Source organism: Comamonas sp. FG99 (assembly GCF_057808605.1).
The window spans coordinates 68,361-85,906 of the sequence record NZ_JBMDII010000013.1 but is presented as its reverse complement, the minus strand read 5'-3'; the positions used below and the strand labels follow the sequence as shown (position 1 = coordinate 85,906).

Here is a 17,546-nt window from a genome sequence, read left to right as displayed (position 1 = left end):
CAAGGAGACAAGGCAATGAGCCAGAAAATCAAATGCGCCCTGATCGGGCCCGGCAACATCGGCACCGACCTGCTCGCCAAGCTGCGGCGCAGCGCCGTGCTCGAACCCGTGTGGATGGTGGGCATAGACCCGGCCTCCGACGGCCTGCAGCGCGCCCGCGAGATGGGCATCAAGACCACCGCCGACGGCGTGGACGGCCTGGTGCCGCACATGCGGGCGGACGGCGTGCAGATCGTCTTCGACGCCACCAGCGCCTACGTGCACGCCGAGAACTCGCGCAAGGTCAACGAACAGGGCGCGCTGATGATCGATCTCACGCCCGCGGCCATAGGCCCGTACTGCGTGCCGCCGGTCAACCTGCGCCAGCACCTGGGCGGGCGCGCGATGAACGTCAACATGGTCACCTGCGGCGGCCAGGCCACCATTCCCATGGTGGCGGCGGTCAGCCGGGTGCAGCCGGTCGCCTACGGCGAGATCGTCGCCACCGTGTCCTCCAAGTCGGTGGGCCCGGGCACGCGCAAGAACATCGACGAATTCACCCGCACCACCGCCGGCGCGGTCGAGAAGGTCGGCGGCGCGAAGCAGGGCAAGGCCATCATCGTCATCAACCCGGCCGAGCCGCCGCTGATCATGCGCGACACGGTGCACTGCCTCACCGAGGGCGCGCCCGACCGCGAGGCCATCACCGCCTCGGTGCACGACATGCTGCGCGAAGTGCAGCAATACGTGCCCGGCTACCGCCTGGTCAACGGCCCGGTGTTCGACGGCAACCGCGTCTCCATCTTCCTGGAGGTCGAGGGCCTGGGCGACTACCTGCCCAAGTACGCGGGCAATCTCGACATCATGACCGCCGCCGCCGCGCGTACCGCTGAAATGTTCGCCGAGGAAATCCTCAAGGGCGAACTCGTCCTCGAACCCATTGCCGCCTGAAGGAGACACGCCATGACACTCAAGGGCAAGAACATCACCGTGCACGACATGACGCTGCGCGACGGCATGCACCCCAAGCGCCACCTGATGACGCTCGAACAGATGAAGAGCGTGGCCCAGGGCCTGGACGCGGCCGGCGTGCCGCTGATCGAGGTCACCCATGGCGACGGCCTGGGCGGCGCCTCGGTCAACTACGGCTTTCCCGCGCACAGTGACGAGCAATACCTGGGCAGCGTCATCCCGCTGATGAAGCGCGCCCGGGTCTCGGCCCTGCTGCTGCCCGGCATTGGCACGGTGGACCACCTGAAGATGGCGCACGGGCTGGGCGTGTCCACCATCCGCGTGGCCACGCACTGCACCGAGGCCGACGTCAGCGAGCAGCACATCGCCATGGCCCGCAAGCTCGGCATGGACACCGTGGGCTTTCTGATGATGGCCCACATGAACAGCGCCGAGGGCCTCGTGAAGCAGGCGCGGCTCATGGAGGGCTATGGCGCCAACTGCATCTACGTCACCGACTCGGCCGGCTACCTGCTGCCCGACCAGGTCAAGGAGCGCATCGCCGCGGTGCGCGCCGCGCTCAGGTCCGAAACCGAGCTGGGCTTCCACGGCCACCACAACCTCGCCATGGGCGTGGCCAACTCCATCGCCGCGGTCGAGGCCGGGGCCAACCGCATCGACGCGGCGGCGGCCGGCCTGGGCGCGGGCGCGGGCAATACGCCGATGGAGGTGCTGGTGGCCGTCTGCGACCGCATGGGAATCGAGACCGGCGTCGACGTCTGGAAGATCCAGGACGTGGCCGAGGACCTGGTCGTGCCGCTGATGGACTTTCCCATCCGCATCGACCGCGACGCGCTCACCCTCGGCTATGCCGGCGTGTACGGCAGTTTCCTGCTGTTCGCCAAGCGCGCGGAGAAGAAATACGGCGTGCCCGCGCGCGACCTGCTCGTCGAGCTGGGCCGGCGCGGCATGGTCGGCGGCCAGGAAGACATGATCGAAGACACCGCGCTGACCATGGCGCGCGAACGCGGCCTGCAGGCGGCTTGAAAGGAGTGCAGCAATGGTATTGAGCCCAAACACCGTCGAACGGCTGGCCGAGCATCTGGAGACCTGCGAGCTGCAGGCGCGCGACACGCCGAAGATCACCGATGAACACCCCGGCATGGACTGGGACGACGCCTACGCCATCCAGGACGCGATCCTGGCGCGCAAGCTCGCGCGCGGCGCCCGCGTGGTGGGGCTGAAGGCCGGGCTGACCTCGCACGCGAAAATGAAGCAGATGGGCGTGACCGAGCCGGTGTTCGGCTTTCTCGTCGACGGCTTCAGCGTGCCCGAGGGCGGCACGGTGCACACCCGCGAACTCATCCACCCCAAGGTCGAGCCCGAGATCGCCTTCGTGCTGGGGCGCGCGCTCAAGGGGCCGGGCTGCCATATCGGCGCGGTGCTCGCGGCCACCGACTTCGTGCTGCCGGGCATCGAAGTCATCGACAGCCGCTACCGCGACTTCAAGTTCGACCTCAAGAGCGTGGTGGCCGACAACACCTCGGCAGCGCGCTTCGTGGTGGGTGGGCGCGCGCTGCGCCCCGAGGCCATCGACCTGCGCACCGTGGGCATCGTGCTGGAGAAGAACGGCCAGCCGGTGGCCCTGGGCGCGGGCGCGGCCGTGCTCGGCCACCCGGCGGCGGCCATTGCCATGCTGGCCAACCACCTGGGGCGGCGCGGCCAGGAAATCCCGGCCGGCAGCCTGATCCTCTCGGGCGGCGCCACCGAGGCCGTCGCGGTGGCGGCGGGCGACCACGTCTGCCTGCGCGTGCAAGGCATGGGCAGCGTGTCGCTGCGCTTTGACTGAGCCAGGGAGCCAGCCATGCCATTTGCACAGATCTACATGCTCGAAGGCCGTACCGAGGCGCAGAAGAAGGCCGTGATCGAGAAGGTGACGCAGGCCCTGGTCGAGGCCATAGGGGCGCCCGTGGCCAACGTGCGCGTCTGGATCCACGACGTGCCCAAGGAGAACTGGGGCATCGCCGGGGTCAGCGCCAAGGAGCTGGGGCGCTGACACCGCGGCGCACGGCGGCGCCGCCGCTCAGTCCGCGGCGCACACCCGCAGCACCTCCTCGCCATAGGCTTCGAGCTTCTTGGCGCCGATGCCGCTGATGCCATGCAGGTCGTCCAGCGTGCCCGGGTTGCGCTGGGCGATGGCGGCCAGCGTGGCGTCGGCGAACACCAGGTAGGCGGGCACGTTGTGCGACTTGGCCACCTCGGTGCGCCAGGCCTTGAGGTTGATGAAGCGCACCTGCTCGTCGGGCCCCAGGTTGGCCGCGGCGATGGCGGGCTTGGCGGCGCGGCCCGACTTGCGGCTGCCGCGCTCGGCTGTGGCCTGGCGCAGCAGCACCGTCTGCTCGCCGCGCAGCACCGCGCGCGAGCCCTCGCACAGCGCCAGCGTCTCGAAGCTGTAGCCGGCCTCGGTCTCCACCTTGCGGCTTTGCAGCGCGCCCACCGCCAGCAGCTGGCGCAGCACGCCGCGCAGCTGGGGCTCGCTGTAGGCGCTGCCGAGGCCGAAGGTCGAGAGCTTGTCGTGCTGGAACTGGCGCACCTTGTCGGTCTCCTTGCCGCGCACGATGTCGAGGATGTGGCCCGCGCCGAAGGTGATGCTGCTGGCCTCGTGCGCGCGGTAGATGGTGGACAGCAGCTTGCGCGCGGCGTCGGTGCCGTCCCAGGTGGTGGGCGGCTGCAGGCAGTTGTCGCAGTTGCCGCACTGGTAGCGTGGCGCCTTGCCGGCGCCGGGATCGCTTTCGGGGTGGGCCGAGTCCTGGTCGCCGCCGAGGCCGTAGGTCTCGCCGAAATAGTTCAGCAGCCGCACGCGGCGGCAGTCGATGGCCTCGGCCAGCGTCAGCAGCGCATCGAGCTTGCTGCGCATGACCTGCTTGAAGCCGTCCTCGGCCGGGCTCTCGTCGATCATGCGGCGCTGGTTGACCACGTCCGACAGGCCATAGGCCATCCAGGCGTCGGCGGCCAGGCCGTCGCGGCCGGCGCGGCCGGTCTCCTGGTAGTAGCCCTCGATGTTCTTGGGCATGTCCAGGTGGGCGACGAAGCGCACGTCCGGCTTGTTGATGCCCATGCCGAAGGCGATGGTGGCGACGATGACGATGCCTTCCTCGCGCAGGAAGCGGTCCTGGTGCTGCTGGCGCACATGGCTGGGCAGGCCCGCGTGGTAGGGCAGGGCCGACAGGCCGGCATCGGCCAGCTGCTGCGCCACCTCTTCGACGCGCTTGCGCGACTGGCAGTAGACCACGCCGGCCTCGCCCTCGTGCTCGCGTTCGATGAAGCGCAGCAGCTGCGCGGCGGCATCCTTCTTCTCGACGATGGTGTACTTGATGTTGGGCCGGTCGAAGCTGCTGACGAACTGCCGCGCATCTTCCAGCTGCAGCCGCTCGACGATGTCGGCCCGGGTGAGCGCATCGGCGGTGGCGGTGAGGGCGATGCGCGGCACGCCGGCATAGCGCTGGTGCAGCACCGTCAGCTCACGGTATTCGGGGCGGAAGTCGTGGCCCCACTGGCTCACGCAGTGCGCCTCGTCGATGGCGAACAGCGACAGCTTGCCCTGCGCGCGCAGCTCGTCCAGCAGGCCCAGCATGCGCGGGGTGTTGAGCCGCTCGGGCGCCACGTACAGCAGCGTGAGGCCGCCGCTCATCAGCTGCAGCTCCACGTCGCGGGTCTGCTCGTAGCTGAGCGTGGAGTTCAGGTAGGCCGCCTCCACGCCGATCTCGTGCATCGCGCTGACCTGGTCGTGCATCAGCGCGATCAGCGGCGACACCACCAGCGTCACGCCCAGGCCCTGCTGCTGGCGCACGATGGCCGGCACCTGGTAGCACAGGCTCTTGCCGCCGCCGGTGGGCATCAGCACCAGCGCATCGCCGCCGGCCACCAGGTGTTCCACGATGGCCTGCTGCGGGCCGCGGAAATGCTCGTAGCCGAAGGCGTCTTGCAGGACGGTGTGCGCCAGGGATTTACTCATGAATGGATAGCTTTCAGCGCCTTGGTATCAGGCTCGTGCCAAGCGCTGAAGCCCTGTTGGGTTGAGATCAAGAAAAACCGCTCAGCGCCGCTGCAGCGCCCGCTCCACGAAGTCGAGCCGGTCCTGGCCCCAGAAGCGTTCGCCGTCCAGTACGAAGATCGGTGAGCCGAAGATGCCCTTGGCCACGGCCTCGTCGCTGTAGCGGCGGTAGCTGGCCTGGGTGTCGGGCGAGTCTTCCAGCGCTTGCAGCGCAGCGCCATCATAGCCGGCGGCGTTGGCGACGGCGATCCGGACCTCGGCCTGCGAGGTGTCCTGCTCCTCGGCCCACAGCGCGCGCAGGAGCGCCTGCGACAGCGGCTGGGCGTCGAGCCCCTGGTTCTGCGCGGCGATCACCATCCAGCCCGGCTTCTTGTTCCAGGCGGGGTCGGTGGGTGCGCCCTTGGGGTAGTAGCGGGGCTCCAGGTTCAGCGGCATGCCCAGGTGCTGGCGCCAGCGGTCCAGCTCCAGCGCATGGTAGCTGCGGCGCGCCTCGGGCCGGGTCTTGAGCGGGATGCCGCCGGTCTGCGGCACCACCGCCTGGAAGTCATAGGGCTTGAGCAGCAGTTTCACGCCATGGCGGCGCACCAGCTCCTGCACGCGCGGCCCGGCAAAATAGGCCCAGGGCGACGACAGGGTGTAGAAGAGTTCGAGCTCGGTCATCCTCCGATTATCTTTGCATCGGGGCTGGCGGTACCGGTGTTCTGGTGCTTGCTGCACCGTGAAACCTGGTTACAAGCTCTGCACGAGGGACGTTGATGTAACAGCCTGGCAGGCTAGACTGCAGTCCTGTCCAACAGCCTGGGAGCTGTCCATGATGAAGTTGTCTCTGCGTTCCATCTCGGCGGCGGCGCTGCTGGCGGCGCTGGCCGGCGGCCTGCCGGCCCATGCGGCGGGCCTGGGGCTGGGCGTGCCGACCGCTGCCGACGCAGGGATGGATGCCGCAGGCCCGGCCTGGGGCCAGGGCGCCGGCGCCACGGGCAAGACCGATGCCCGGGGGCGCGCTGCGGCGCAGGGTGGCGCGGCCTCGGCGCGCGGCCAGGCGGCGGCCGATGCCGGGCGCAAGGCGGCGGGCCCGGCCCAGCGCAGCCTGGCCGGGCTGCAAGGCGTCGCGCTGTCGCCGGCCGATACCACCGCCCGCGTGCGTGTGCGGGGGCAGCCGGGTTTGGGGTTGAGTGTGCGCTAACTTCTGCTGCGGCCTCCCGCATTGAGCGGGTGGCTGCTGGTTACTGGATGCTGATGTGGGCGGCCTTCACCACCTCGGCCCATTTGAGGCGGTTGTCGTGCACCGTCTGCTTGAACTGCGCCGGGCTCTCCAGGCGCACGGTGTTGCCCATCTGCTCCAGCCGCTGCCTGACATCCGGCTGCTGCAGCACCTTTTGCACGGCGGCATTGAGCCGGGCCACGATGGCCGCATCCGTGTCCTTGGGTGCGAAGATGCCGAACCAGATCGAGCTGTCGAAGCCCTTGCTGCCGGGCAGGCCGCTGGCGGCGATGGTGGGCACCTCGGGCACGGCCGCCACCGGTTTGGCGGTGGTCACGCCCAGCAGGCGCACCTTGCCGTCCTTGTAGTGCGGCAGCACGGTCTGCACCTGGTTCATGATGCAGCAGGTCTCGCCGCGCACCACCGAGAGGATCGCCTCCGGGCCGCCCTTGTAGGGGACGTGGATCATGTCCAGCCCCAGGCGGTGGTTGAATTCGGCAAACGCCATCTGCGTGCCGGTGCCGTTGCCGGTGGAGGCGAAGTTGTACTTGCCCGGCTGCGCCTTGACCGCGCGCACGAACCCGGCGAGGTCGTGCACGTCGAGCACCTTGGGGTTGACGGTGAGCACGTTGGAGACGTCCACCACCGGCGCCACCGGCACGAAGTCCTTTTCCACATCGAACGGCAGGTTCTTGTACAGCGCGGCGTTCACGCCGTGCGTGGCCGCGGTGCCGAAGATCAGCGTGTAGCCGTCGGGCTTGGCGCGGGCCACGTATTCACTGGCGATGTTGCCGCCCGCGCCGGGCTTGTAGTCGATGACGATGGGCTGGCCCAGCTCCTTGGCCAGCGGGTCCTGGATCAGCCGCGCCACCACGTCCACGCCCGAGCCGGCGTTGAAGGTCATCACCAGCGTGATGAGCTGCCTGGGGTAGCCGGCGGCATCGCCGCTGGCCGCCATGGCGGCAGTGGGCAGGGCCGCGCCGATGGCGGCGGCGGCCAGCGCGGAGCACAGGATGCGGCGGGTGAAGCTCTTGGGCATGGCAGTGGGCGTGTGCGGTTCGTGAAACCGGTATTGTGCCCAGAGTCTCATGCCCTGGCGCCATGTGCTTAGAGCTGCCAACACAACCCTTGATACGTCGTTGCTTCGCCTTGTCGTACTACCGTACTGCCTACGGCTTCGCGCCTCGTCTCAACCGCAAATCTTCGATTTGCTGGGTTGTGTTGGCAGCTCCTATTCCCGTGGCGCAGAAAGGGCGGGCGCCGGCTGCGGCGGCTGGCCGCGCAGGCGCCGCACGCTGCGGCGCAGCCATTGCTCCACGTCGTCCACATAGGTGAACACCGCCGGCACCACCAGCAGGCTGAGCACGGTGGAGGTGATCAGCCCGCCGATCACCGCGGTGGCCATCGGCGAGCGGAAGCTCGCGTCGGCCGCGCCCCAGCCCACCGCGATGGGCAGCATGCCGGCGCCCATGGCCAGCGTGGTCATGATGATGGGGCGGGCGCGCTTGTGGCAGGCGTCGAGCAGCGCGTCCCAGCGGCTCAGGCCGCGATCGCGGCGCGCAACGATGGCGTACTCCACCAGCAGGATGGAGTTCTTGGTGGCCACGCCCATCAGCATGATGAGGCCGATCAGCGAGGGCATGGAGAAGCTCTTGCCCGCCAGCAGCAGCCCCACGAAGGCGCCGCCCAGCGACAGCGGCAGCGCCGCGAGGATGGTGGCGGGCTGCAGGAAGTCCTTGAACAGCAGCACCAGCACGATGTAGATGCAGACCACGCCGGTCAGCATCGCCAGGCCGAAGCCGGTGAACAGCTCGCCCATGGCTTCGGCGTCGCCCACGTCGATGATGCGCACGCTGGCCGGCAGGCTCTTGACCGCGGGCAGCTTGCGCACCGCCTCGGTCACGTCGTTGAGCCCGCGCTCGCCCAGCTCGATCTCGAAGTTCATGTTGCGCGCGCGGTCGTAGCGGCTGATCACCGCCGGGCCGCCGGCCAGCGTGAGGCTTGCCACCTCGCCCAGGCGCACCGGGCCGTGGGCGCCGGGCACGGCCAGGCGGGCGAGCAGATCCAGGTCCTGGCGGGCGCCGTCCGCCAGGCGCACCATGATCGGCACCTGCCGCTCGGCGAGGTTGAGCTTGGGCAGCTGGTTCTCGTAGTCGCCCAGCGTGGCCACGCGCAGCGTATCGGCGATGGCGGCGCTGGTCACGCCCAGGTCGGCGGCGCGGGCGAAGTCGGGCCGCACCACGATCTCGGGCCGCACCAGGCCGGCCAGCGAGGTCACGTTGCCGATGCCGGGGATGGTGCGCAGCTCGCGCTCCACCTCGGTGGCCGCTTCGCGCAGCGCATGCGGGTCCTGGCTGGACAGCGCCAGCAGGTACTTGTCGTTCGAGCCGCCCAGGCCCACGCCCCAGCGCACGCCGGGCAGGTCGGCCAGCGCCTCGCGGATGCGCTGCTCGATCACCTGCTTCTTCGGCCGCGTGCCGCGCGGCGCCAGCTGCAGCGTGAGCGTGGCCTTGCGCGCCTCGACGAAGTTGCCCGAGAACGGATCGGCCCCGGCGCTGCCCGCGCCGATGGCGGTGTAGATGTCGCCGATGTGCTCGAGCTTGAGCAGGCGCTGGCGCACCTGCTCGGCCGTGGCGATGGTCTGCTCCAGCTTCGCGCCCGGCGGCAGCTCCACCCGCACCTGGGTCTGGACGTTGTCGTCCGGCGGTATGAAGCCAGAGGGCAGCAGCGGGATCAGCGCCAGCGAGCCGGCGAAGAACAGCGTGGCGCCGATCATGGTGCGCCAGCGGTGGCGCAGGCAGGCCTGCGCGGCGCGCATGTACCAGGCCAGCCAGGTGGGCTCGCGCTCGGGCTTGACCAGCGGCTTGAGCATGTAGGCCGCCATCATCGGCGTCAGCAGCCGCGCCACCACCAGCGAGGCGAACACCGCGAGCGACGCGGTCCAGCCGAACTGCTTGAAGAACTTGCCCACCACGCCGCTCATGAAGGCGGTGGGCAGGAAGACCGCGATCAGCGTGAAGGTGGTGGCGACGACGGCCAGGCCGATCTCGTCGGCCGCCTCCATCGCCGCCTGGTAGGGGGTCTTGCCCATGCGCAGGTGGCGCACGATGTTCTCCACCTCGACGATCGCGTCGTCCACCAGGATGCCGATCACCAGCGACAGCGCCAGCAGCGTGATGATGTTGATCGAGAAGCCCAGCAGGTACATGCCGATGAAGGCCGGTATCACCGACAGCGGCAGCGCCACCGCCGAGACGATGGTGGCCCGCCAGTCGCGCAGGAACAGCCACACCACCAGCACCGCCAGCACCGCGCCCTCGTACAGCAGCTGCATCGAGGCGCCGTACTCGTCGGAGGCGATCTTCACGAAGTCCAGCGTGCGGGTGAGGTGGATGTCGGGATGGTCCTTTTGCAGCTGCGCCAGCGCGGCCTCGACCGCGGCGCCCACCTCCACCTCGCTGGCGCCACGGCTGCGCGCCACCTCGAAGCCCACCACCCGCTTGCCATTGAGCAGCGCGGCGGCGCGCGGCTCGGCCACCGTGTCCTGCACCGTGGCCACGTCGGCCAGCGCGATGCGGCGGCCGTCGGGCAGCGGGATCTGCATGCGCCGCAGCTCGTCGGCCGACTGCACGGTGGCGATGGTGCGCACCGGCTGCTCGGCGCCGCCCAGGTCGGCGCGCCCGCCGGCGCTCTCCAGCTGCACCTGGCGCAGCCGGTGCGATACATCGGCCGCGGTGGCGTTCAGCGCCTGCAGCCGGGCCGGCTCGAGCGCCACGCGGATCTCGCGCGTGGCGCCGCCCACGCGGTTGACCGCGCCCACGCCGCGCACCGCCATCAGGCGCCGCGCCACCGTGTCGTCCACGAACCACGACAGGCCCTCGTCGTCGAGCCGGTCCGATGAGATCGCGAAGGCCAGGATCGGCTGGGCCGCCAGGTCGAGCTTGGTGACGATGGGGTCGCGCAGGTCGGCGGGCATGTCCGAGCGCACCCGGCTGACGGCCGAGCGCACATCGTCCACCGCCTCCTGGATGGGCTTTTCGAGCACGAACTCGGCCGCGATGGTGGCCGCGCCGTCGGTCAGCGTGCTGGTGATGTGCTTGAGGCCCTGCAGCGTGGCGATCGAGTTCTCGATCTTGCGCGCCACGTCGTTCTCCAGCTGCGTGGGCGAGGCGCCGGGCAGCGCGGCGGTGACGATGACCACCGGCAAGTCCATGTCCGGAAAGTTCTGCACCTTCATGGACTTGAACGAGAACAGCCCCGCCAGCGTCAGCAGCACGAAGAGCATCAGCGCCGGAATCGGATTGCGGATGGACCAGGCGGAAAGATTCATGGCCGGTCCTTATTGCGCCGCGGCTGCATTGGCGGTGGATGGCGCGGCCGGGGTCGCGATCTCGCGCACCAGGTCGCCGTCGTTCAGGAAGCCGGCGCCCTGGGCCACGATGCGCGCCTCGCGGGGCAGCTCGGAGGTGATCTCCACCCGCTCGCCCACGCGCCGGCCGGTCTGCACCTTGAGCAGCCGTACATGGCTGTCCGGCTGCAGCAGCAGCACATGGTTGAAGCCGTCGCGCGGCACGATGGCCGCCAGCGGCACCGTGAGCGCGGCGCTCTTGCCCAGCACGAACTCGCCGCTGGCGAACATGCCGGCCTTGACGCCGGCATGGCGCATCGCATCCGGCAGGTCCACATACACCAGCGCATTGCGCGTCTGCGGGTCCACCGTGGGCGCCACCACGCGCACCGTGCCGCGCAGCTGCTCGCCGCTGGCGGCCGTCACCACCGCCGGGGTGCCGGGGGCGATGCGCGCCAGCGCGCTGGAGGCGACCTCGGCGCGCCACTCCAGCCGGCCCTGGCGCACCAGGCGGAACAGCTCCGTGCCCGCGTTGACCACGCTGCCCACCGTGGCGCTGCGCGCCGAGATCACGCCGCTGTCGGGCGCCAGCACCTGCGTGTTGCGGCTGTGCACCTGCTGGGCCGCGGCGGCGGCGCGCGCCGCCTCCACCCGGGCCTTGGCCGTCTGCGCCGCGGTCAGGTACTGGTTGATCTGCTGCTGGCTCAGGGCGCCGGTCTTTTCCAGCGTGCGCGCCCGCTCGGCATTGCCCTGGGCGTCGGCGGCCTGGGCCTCGGCCTCGGCCAGGTTGGCCCGCAGGCGCGCCAGCTCGGCCTGCACGGTATCGCCGGCAAACACCGCGAGCACCTGGCCTTTCCTGACCTGGTCGCCCACGTTCACCCGCACCTCGGCCAGGCGCAGGCCGTTGGATTCCGAACCGACGGCCGCTTCCTGCCAGGCGGCGATATTGCCATTGGCGGCCAGCGTCTGCGCCAGCTCCATGGATTCGGGCACGGCGACGCTCACGGCCAGCGCGGGCCGGGTGGCGGAGGCTTCAGCCGGCGCTGGGGCCGCTGCGGTGGTTGCGGCCGGCGCAGGCTTGCGCAGCTGCCAGGCGGCGGCAAGCCCGCCGATCACGAGAATGGCAATGGCGGCGAGCAGAAGGCGTTTGGTGGTGTGTTTCATGGCGATGGTGAATGGTTCGGTGGCGCGGGCGGCTCATAGCCGCCGCCCAGCGCGCGGTACAGCGCCACCCAGGCCTGTGCGCGCTCGCGCTGCAGGCCCACGCGCGCGGTCTGCGCGGCAAACAGGGTGCGCCGGCCGTCTTCCAGCTCGAACAGGCTGGCCAGGCCGCTGGCCTGGCGCGCTTGCACGGCATCGAACGAGGCCTGGTAGTTCTGCACCGCCAGGTCGGCATCGGCGGCGCGCTCGGCCGTGCCCCGCAGGTTGAGCAGGGCCTCCTCCACCTCGCGCACCGCCTGGCGCACGCTGGCGCGGTACTGCGACACGGCCTCGTCGTAGCGCGCATGGGCCGCCTCGGTGTTGGCGGCGCGGGTGCCGCCGTCGAACAGCGGCACGCTCAGCGACAGCGGGCCAATGCTCCAGGTGTTCAGCGACTGCTGCGTGCCGGCGGCGCTCAGCCGCATCGCGGCGACCGAGCCCGACAGCGCCAGGCGCGGGTAGCGCTGGGCTTCGCTCTGGCCGACCTCGGCGCTGGCGGCCGCCACGGCCAGCTCGGCCGCACGCACGTCGGGGCGCTGGGCCAGCACGCGGGCCGGCACCTGGTCCACCACCGGCAGCGCGGAGGGCGGCTCCACGCTGGCCGGGCGCCGGGCCAGGCCCTGGTCGATCTCGCTGGCGGGCAGGCCCGTCAGCGCCACCAGGGCCTGGCGCAGCACCGCGCACTGGGTGCGCTGCTGGCTGAGGTGCGCCCGGGCATCGGCGGCACTGGCGCGGGCCAGCGCCGCATCGGCCGGGGCGGTGAAGCCGGCGTTGGCCGACAGCTGCGTGAGCTGCGCGGTCTGCTGGCGCGAACGGGTGTCGGACTCGGCCACCGCCAGCTGCAGCGTGCAGCTGCGCTCGGCGTAGTAGGCATTGGCGGTTTCGGCCGCCACCGACACGCGCGCGTCGTGCCAGCGGGCCTGGGCGCCGGCGGCGCGCGCATTCGCGGCGTCGCGCCCCGCGCGCAGGCCGCCCAGCAGGTCGATCTCCCAGCTGGCCTGCAGGCCGGCCTGCAGCGTCGTCATCGCCGGCAGCGCCGACGAGCCGGTGTTGATGCCCGATGCCATGGTGTTGCCGCGCGATGCCGAGACGCTGCCGTCCAGGCTGGGCAGCATCGCCGCGCCCGCCTGCACCTGCGCGGCGCGGGCCTCGGCAATGCGCGCGGCGGCGCTGGCCACGGTGGGGCTGGCGGCCTGGGCGGCATCGATCAGCGCCGCCAATGCCGGGTCGCCGGCCTGTGCCCACCAGTGGGCCAGGCCGGGTACCGTGCCGCCATGGGGCAGGCCGTTGGCCTGTGGCTGTTGCGGTGGCTGCGCCGGCAGCGTGGCATGCCACTGCGCCGGCGCGAGCGCATCGACGCGCGCGGGCGGCCGCCCGATGGCGCAGCCCGCGAGAGCCGCCGTGGCGGCGGCCGCCGCCACGGCCAGCGCGGCCCGGGCCAAAGGCCTGGGGCCGGGGCGCGGCGGGCGTGAAGATGGGGATGCTTGGTTCATGGAGATGGCTATTTTTGCGGATGGTCCCAAGACCACTTGCCGCGCCGGTGCAATCCGGCAGGCGCGTATCTTCTGCAATGTCGGCGCGCGCGTATTGAACGAAAGCGACCTGCGCGGGGAAAGTGGCCGGCGCGGCGCATCGGCTGGTGGGGTTAGCGCCGCAGCAGCCAGTGGGCGTCGGCCGCATGGGCGGCGCTGCCGAGCATGTGCTCGCGCAGCGTGCCGGGGGGCAGCTCGAACAGCGTGCGCGCCTCGCGGCTGAAATGGGCCTGGTCGGCATAGCCGCTGTCCAGCGCCGCCTCCAGCGTCGATGCGTTGGCGTCGCGCATGGCCAGCAGCGCCTGTTCGACGCGCAGCATGCGCTCGACCTCGCCGGCGCGCAGCCCGGTCATGCTGCGCACGCGCCGCTGCAGGTGGCGCTGTGTCCAGCCCAGGCGCTCGGCCAGGGCCTGGCGGGCCTCGCGGCGAAAGCCCTGCTCCAGCAGCGGCAGCCAGTCGGCATGGCTGCGCCGCACCGTGGCCCAGCGCGGCAGCAAGAAGGCCTCGGCCAGCGCGATGCGCGCGCCGTGATCGGGCGCGGCCAGCATGGCCTGCAGCCATTCGCTCCAGTCGCCCAGCGCCGCCAGCCAGGCAGCCGCATCCTGCATGGCGTCGGTCAGCGGATGCAGATCCAGCCCGGTCAGCCAGGCCAGCGCGCCGGGCTGGAAGGCGACGCAGAAGAAATCGGTGCCCGGCGCCGAGCTTGAGTGGAAGGGGTGGCGGTGCGCGCCCGAGATGCCGATCACGGGCAAGGGCAGGTTCACCGCCTGGCCCGCGCATTCGTTCAGCACCTCCGCGCCGCGCACCAGCCACGACAGCCCGGGATAGGGGCCGGCGGGCACGCGCGTATCGCATGGCGCGGTGGGCGGCAGCGCGGCCAGGTCGCGCCAGATGTAGGCGCGCACGCAGCCCGCCAGCGCGGCGCAAGGCAGTTGCAGCGCGGCGGGCGGAAGGGGCGGCGGATGCGGCATGCCGGCGATTGTGCCTGGGCCTCGCCCCGGTGGCGCGCGAATCGCCTACCGGCGGGCTGGATTTGCCGGCAGCGTGGGCGGCGCGTCGCCCAGCCAGCGGCGCGGCCCCGGGCCGTTTTGCGCGCACAGGTCGCCGGGGTTGTGCAGCACGCAGTGGCGCAGCGACAGGCAGCCGCAGCCAATGCACTGGTCCAGGCTTTCGCTCAGCCGCTGCAGCTCGCCCATGCGCTCGTCCAGGCGCTGCTTCCAGACCCGCGACATCCTCTGCCAGTCCGCGCCCGTGGGTACGTGGCGGCTGGGCAGCCGCGCCAGCTGCTCGGCGATCTCCTCCAGCGTGAAGCCGATGCGCTGCGCGAACACCACGAAGGCGATGCGCCGCAGCGAGGAGCGGTGGTAGCGGCGGTGGCCGCTGGCGCTGCGCACCGACTCGATCAGCGCCAGCGATTCGTAGAAGCGCAGCGCCGAGGCCTTGACGCCGCTGCGCTGCGCGACCTCGCCGATGCTCAGCAGCGGATCATCCCCAGTTTTCATGTTGGCTTTCCTTCGTGGCTTGACTTCAAGTTCACTTGAACTTGAAGAATGCAGCCATTCTCAGCGATAGCGCAGCCGCCGGGCAAGCCCGCGGTTGCTGTCCATGAAGGCATGCTGGCCGGAGCGCGAAATTCTTTGGCCGAACGCTGCAATGACGCAGTTGCCCGTGGCCCATAAAGTAATGAGTCTCATTTTTATTGATCGGCATACGCAGGAGGTTTCCATGTACATCGACAGCAGCAGCTATCCCCTGGTCCGCATGGGCTACGAGCGCGACAAGGCCGTGCCCGTGGACCGCTTGCTGGCGGACTTCTCGGCCCTGCTCGATCGCGGCCAGGCCTTTGTCTTCTACAGCGACGGCGACATGTCGCAGGAGGAGCGCTCGCCCGAGGAGCGCAAGCAGGTGGTGCTGTGGATGAAGGCCCGCCGCGCCGAGCTCAAAAGCCTGGTGCGCGCCCTGGTCCACGCCGAGCCCGATGCGCACAAGCGCGAGCAGGCCCAGGCCTTCGCGCAGATGTTCGGCAAGGCCTGGGGCTATCCGATGCTGCTGGTGGCCTCCACGCAAGAGGCGCGCGAGCGCGCATTGCAGCTGCTTGAGCGTGATTGAGCTGGATTGAGGACGAAGCGATGAATGCCGTGGATACCTCCTTGTTGCTGGCTCAGGCCGAGGTGTGGGACCCCGACCAGGTGAATCGCCCGGTGATCGTGCTGCCCATGCACTCGGGCCCGGGGGATTGGGGCATGGGCTTCCATGCCCACCGCAAGAGCCAGCTCATGGTCACGCACGCGGGGTTGATCACGCTGGAGACCGATGCCGGCGTCTGCGTGGTGCCGCCGCGCAGCGCCGCCTGGATCGAGGGCGGCATGCCGCACCGCGTCAGCTGCAGCGGCGCGGCCAGCGGCTACATCGTCTTCGTGGCGGCGGGGGCGGCGCGCCCCCTGGCCGGCCCCTGCCATGCACTGGCCGTCTCGCCCTTCCTGCGCGCGCTGCTGGAGCGCGTGCAGGCCCTGCCGCAGCACTACCGCCTCGATGGTGCCGACGGCCGGCTGATGCAAGTGCTGCTCGACGAGATCCAGGCGGCGCAGTCCGAAGGCCTGCACCTGCCGCTGCCGCGCGACCAGCGCCTGCGCCGCATGACCGGCGCCCTGTGCGCCGAGCCGCAGCTGCAGGCGCGGCTGGCCGACTGGGCGCAGCGCATAGGCATGAGCGAGCGCAGCATGACCCGTTTGTTCCTGGCCGAGACCGGCCTCACGGTCAACCAGTGGCGCCGCCAGCTGCATGTGCTCACCGCGCTGCGGCAGCTGTCCGATGGGCAGCGCATCCAGACCGTGGCCGATGCCCTCGGCTATGAAAGCGCGCCGGCCTTCGTGACCATGTTCCGCAAGGCGGTGGGCACCTCGCCGCGCCGCTTCCTGGCGCAGCGCAGCGCGCCGCCGCAGCCGGCCTGGCCCCGGCCGCCGCCCGTGCCCGGGGCCTGAGACCCGCCACCACCCGTTTTCCACAACGTCTCGCGGGCCGCGCGCCGCGCAGGGACGGCTGTGCCCGAAAAACGCCGCAAAACACCGCAAAACGCCGCAGCACACCGTGCACGGCAGTTTCCTGAAGGAGAGAGTCCCATGTCCGTCTTCCAAGCGCCGCCGCTGCGGCATATGTTGCTGGGCAGCGCCGTCGCGGCGCTGGCCCTGGTGGCCGGCTGCCGCCCGCAGGCCGTGGGCGATGCCCATGCCGGCGATGGCCCGCCACCCGCCCCCGAGGTGCTGGTGGCCGAAGTCGTGCCGTCCGGCGTGCGTGTCTGGGACGAGTTCAATGGCCGTGTCGATGCCATCGATTCCGTGCAGCTGCGCCCGCGCGTGTCGGGCTACATCGAGCGCATTGCCTTCACCGAAGGCCAGGAGGTGAAGAAAGGCCAGCTGCTGTTCGTGATCGACCCGCGCCCCTACCGCGCGGCGCTGGCCAGCGCCCAGGCCCAGCTCGAACGCGCGCGCGCCGCGGCGGCGCTGGCCCGCACGCAGGACCAGCGCGCCCGCCAGCTGGTGGCCGAGCATGCCGTCTCGCGCGAGGAGGCCGACACCCGTGCCGGCACCCTGGCGCAGGCGCAGGCCCAGGTGCGCGCGGCCGAGGCCGAGCTGGCCGCCGCCAGGCTCAGCCTCGACTTCACCGAGGTGCGCGCGCCGATCGCCGGCCGTGCCGGGCGCGCGCTGCTCACGGTGGGCAACATGGCCCAGGCCGACCAGAGCGTGCTGGCCACGCTGGTCTCGCAAGATCCGGTCTATGTGTATTTCGATGCCGACGAGCACAGCTTTCTGCGCTACCAGGGCCAGGATGGCCGGCAGCGCGCAGGGCGGCCGGTGCGCGTGGGCCTGGCCAGCGACGAGGGCTTTCCGCATGCGGGAGTGCTGGACTTCACCGATAACCAGCTGCAGCCGGGCACCGGCACGATGCGCCTGCGCGCGCGCCTGCCCAACCCCGGCCGGCTGCTGACGCCAGGCCTGTTCGCACGCGTGCAAATGCAGGCGGGGCAAGGCGGCGGCGGGCAGCAGGCGCTGCTGATCGACGACAAGGCGGTGCTCACCGACCAGGACCGCAAATACGTCTACGTGGTGGGCGCGGGCAACAAGGCCGAGCGCCGCGACCTCACGCTGGGCCGCATGGTCGATGGCCGGCGCGTGGTGGAAAAGGGGTTGGTCGCGGGCGAGCGCGTCGTGGTTGGCGGGCTGCAGCGCATCTACTACCCGGGCATGGACATCAACCCGCGGCCGGTGGCGCAATAGGCAGGGC

16 protein-coding genes are annotated in these 17,546 nt (G+C 70.8%); 8 read left to right on the top strand and 8 right to left on the bottom strand.

What is annotated here, in order from left to right; genetic code table 11:
• Positions 1-15: 15 nt before the first annotated feature.
• The 4 genes from ACODRX_RS11000 to thmT are packed head-to-tail and all read left to right on the top strand — an operon-like array spanning position 16 to position 2,986.
• A complete protein-coding gene (locus tag ACODRX_RS11000; RefSeq protein ID WP_488871532.1) occupies positions 16-930 on the top strand; it encodes an acetaldehyde dehydrogenase (acetylating) in 915 nt (304 codons plus the stop codon).
• Positions 931-942: 12 nt separating this feature from the next.
• Entirely contained in the window at positions 943-1,977 is a 1,035-nt protein-coding gene (gene dmpG, locus ACODRX_RS10995; protein WP_488871531.1) for a 4-hydroxy-2-oxovalerate aldolase, read from the top strand.
• Between the two features lie 13 nt (positions 1,978-1,990).
• Entirely contained in the window at positions 1,991-2,779 is a 789-nt protein-coding gene (dmpH, locus tag ACODRX_RS10990) for a 2-oxo-3-hexenedioate decarboxylase (protein ID WP_488871530.1), read from the top strand.
• Positions 2,780-2,794: 15 nt separating this feature from the next.
• Positions 2,795-2,986 (top strand): 2-hydroxymuconate tautomerase, encoded by a 192-nt coding sequence (gene thmT / locus ACODRX_RS10985; protein ID WP_488871529.1) that lies wholly within the window; start codon positions 2,795-2,797, stop codon positions 2,984-2,986.
• A gap of 27 nt (positions 2,987-3,013) precedes the next feature.
• Here the strand turns inward: thmT and ACODRX_RS10980 are convergent, their stop codons facing one another.
• Both ACODRX_RS10980 and ACODRX_RS10975 read right to left on the bottom strand, forming a co-directional pair.
• Positions 3,014-4,945, bottom strand: a complete 1,932-nt coding sequence (locus tag ACODRX_RS10980) for a RecQ family ATP-dependent DNA helicase (protein ID WP_488871528.1) — start codon at positions 4,943-4,945, stop codon at positions 3,014-3,016.
• Between the two features lie 81 nt (positions 4,946-5,026).
• Positions 5,027-5,644, bottom strand: coding sequence for a 2-hydroxychromene-2-carboxylate isomerase (locus ACODRX_RS10975; RefSeq protein WP_488871527.1), 618 nt, complete (start codon positions 5,642-5,644; stop codon positions 5,027-5,029).
• A gap of 151 nt (positions 5,645-5,795) precedes the next feature.
• Here ACODRX_RS10975 and ACODRX_RS10970 point away from each other — a divergent pair, with 151 nt between their 5' ends.
• The gene (locus tag ACODRX_RS10970; RefSeq protein WP_488871526.1) at positions 5,796-6,167 is read left to right on the top strand and encodes a hypothetical protein; all 372 of its coding nucleotides are present in this window, start codon (positions 5,796-5,798) and stop codon (positions 6,165-6,167) included.
• 40 nt (positions 6,168-6,207) lie between these two features.
• Here ACODRX_RS10970 and ACODRX_RS10965 read toward each other — a convergent pair whose 3' ends face one another.
• From ACODRX_RS10965 to soxR, 6 genes are all read right to left on the bottom strand, one after another.
• A complete protein-coding gene (locus ACODRX_RS10965; RefSeq protein ID WP_488871584.1) occupies positions 6,208-7,224 on the bottom strand; it encodes a Bug family tripartite tricarboxylate transporter substrate binding protein in 1,017 nt (338 codons plus the stop codon).
• A 192-nt stretch (positions 7,225-7,416) separates the two neighbouring features.
• Positions 7,417-10,515, bottom strand: coding sequence for an efflux RND transporter permease subunit (locus ACODRX_RS10960; RefSeq protein WP_488871525.1), 3,099 nt, complete (start codon positions 10,513-10,515; stop codon positions 7,417-7,419).
• Between the two features lie 9 nt (positions 10,516-10,524).
• Positions 10,525-11,697, bottom strand: a complete 1,173-nt coding sequence (locus tag ACODRX_RS10955) for an efflux RND transporter periplasmic adaptor subunit (RefSeq protein WP_488871524.1) — start codon at positions 11,695-11,697, stop codon at positions 10,525-10,527.
• A complete protein-coding gene (locus ACODRX_RS10950; RefSeq protein WP_488871523.1) occupies positions 11,694-13,226 on the bottom strand; it encodes an efflux transporter outer membrane subunit in 1,533 nt (510 codons plus the stop codon). Before ACODRX_RS10950 ends, ACODRX_RS10955 begins: the two co-directional genes overlap by 4 nt.
• A gap of 152 nt (positions 13,227-13,378) precedes the next feature.
• The gene (locus ACODRX_RS10945; protein ID WP_488871522.1) at positions 13,379-14,236 is read right to left on the bottom strand and encodes a helix-turn-helix domain-containing protein; all 858 of its coding nucleotides are present in this window, start codon (positions 14,234-14,236) and stop codon (positions 13,379-13,381) included.
• A 45-nt stretch (positions 14,237-14,281) separates the two neighbouring features.
• Positions 14,282-14,767, bottom strand: a complete 486-nt coding sequence (soxR, locus tag ACODRX_RS10940) for a redox-sensitive transcriptional activator SoxR (RefSeq protein WP_488871521.1) — start codon at positions 14,765-14,767, stop codon at positions 14,282-14,284.
• A gap of 223 nt (positions 14,768-14,990) precedes the next feature.
• Here soxR and ACODRX_RS10935 point away from each other — a divergent pair, with 223 nt between their 5' ends.
• From ACODRX_RS10935 to ACODRX_RS10925, 3 genes are all read left to right on the top strand, one after another.
• Positions 14,991-15,374: a hypothetical protein gene (locus ACODRX_RS10935; RefSeq protein WP_488871520.1), complete on the top strand. Its 384-nt coding sequence runs from the start codon at positions 14,991-14,993 to the stop codon at positions 15,372-15,374.
• Positions 15,371-16,246: a helix-turn-helix domain-containing protein gene (locus ACODRX_RS10930; protein WP_488871519.1), complete on the top strand. Its 876-nt coding sequence runs from the start codon at positions 15,371-15,373 to the stop codon at positions 16,244-16,246. The genes ACODRX_RS10935 and ACODRX_RS10930 overlap by 4 nt, the downstream gene beginning before the upstream one ends.
• 138 nt (positions 16,247-16,384) lie before the next feature.
• Positions 16,385-17,539 (top strand): efflux RND transporter periplasmic adaptor subunit, encoded by a 1,155-nt coding sequence (locus ACODRX_RS10925; protein ID WP_488871518.1) that lies wholly within the window; start codon positions 16,385-16,387, stop codon positions 17,537-17,539.
• Positions 17,540-17,546: the final 7 nt, after the last annotated feature.

Bases quoted from the DNA above. Each gene is read 5' to 3' on its own strand.
- ACODRX_RS11000 (WP_488871532.1), top strand. From the start codon at position 16: ATGAGCCAGAAAATCAAATGCGCCCTGATCGGGCCCGGCAACATCGGC.
- dmpG (WP_488871531.1), top strand. From the start codon at position 943: ATGACACTCAAGGGCAAGAACATCACCGTGCACGACATGACGCTGCGC.
- dmpH (WP_488871530.1), top strand. From the start codon at position 1,991: ATGGTATTGAGCCCAAACACCGTCGAACGGCTGGCCGAGCATCTGGAG.
- thmT (WP_488871529.1), top strand. From the start codon at position 2,795: ATGCCATTTGCACAGATCTACATGCTCGAAGGCCGTACCGAGGCGCAG.
- ACODRX_RS10980 (WP_488871528.1), bottom strand. From the start codon at position 4,945: ATGAGTAAATCCCTGGCGCACACCGTCCTGCAAGACGCCTTCGGCTAC.
- ACODRX_RS10975 (WP_488871527.1), bottom strand. From the start codon at position 5,644: ATGACCGAGCTCGAACTCTTCTACACCCTGTCGTCGCCCTGGGCCTAT.
- ACODRX_RS10970 (WP_488871526.1), top strand. From the start codon at position 5,796: ATGATGAAGTTGTCTCTGCGTTCCATCTCGGCGGCGGCGCTGCTGGCG.
- ACODRX_RS10965 (WP_488871584.1), bottom strand. From the start codon at position 7,224: ATGCCCAAGAGCTTCACCCGCCGCATCCTGTGCTCCGCGCTGGCCGCC.
- ACODRX_RS10960 (WP_488871525.1), bottom strand. From the start codon at position 10,515: ATGAATCTTTCCGCCTGGTCCATCCGCAATCCGATTCCGGCGCTGATG.
- ACODRX_RS10955 (WP_488871524.1), bottom strand. From the start codon at position 11,697: ATGAAACACACCACCAAACGCCTTCTGCTCGCCGCCATTGCCATTCTC.
- ACODRX_RS10950 (WP_488871523.1), bottom strand. From the start codon at position 13,226: ATGAACCAAGCATCCCCATCTTCACGCCCGCCGCGCCCCGGCCCCAGG.
- ACODRX_RS10945 (WP_488871522.1), bottom strand. From the start codon at position 14,236: ATGCCGCATCCGCCGCCCCTTCCGCCCGCCGCGCTGCAACTGCCTTGC.
- soxR (WP_488871521.1), bottom strand. From the start codon at position 14,767: ATGAAAACTGGGGATGATCCGCTGCTGAGCATCGGCGAGGTCGCGCAG.
- ACODRX_RS10935 (WP_488871520.1), top strand. From the start codon at position 14,991: ATGTACATCGACAGCAGCAGCTATCCCCTGGTCCGCATGGGCTACGAG.
- ACODRX_RS10925 (WP_488871518.1), top strand. From the start codon at position 16,385: ATGTCCGTCTTCCAAGCGCCGCCGCTGCGGCATATGTTGCTGGGCAGC.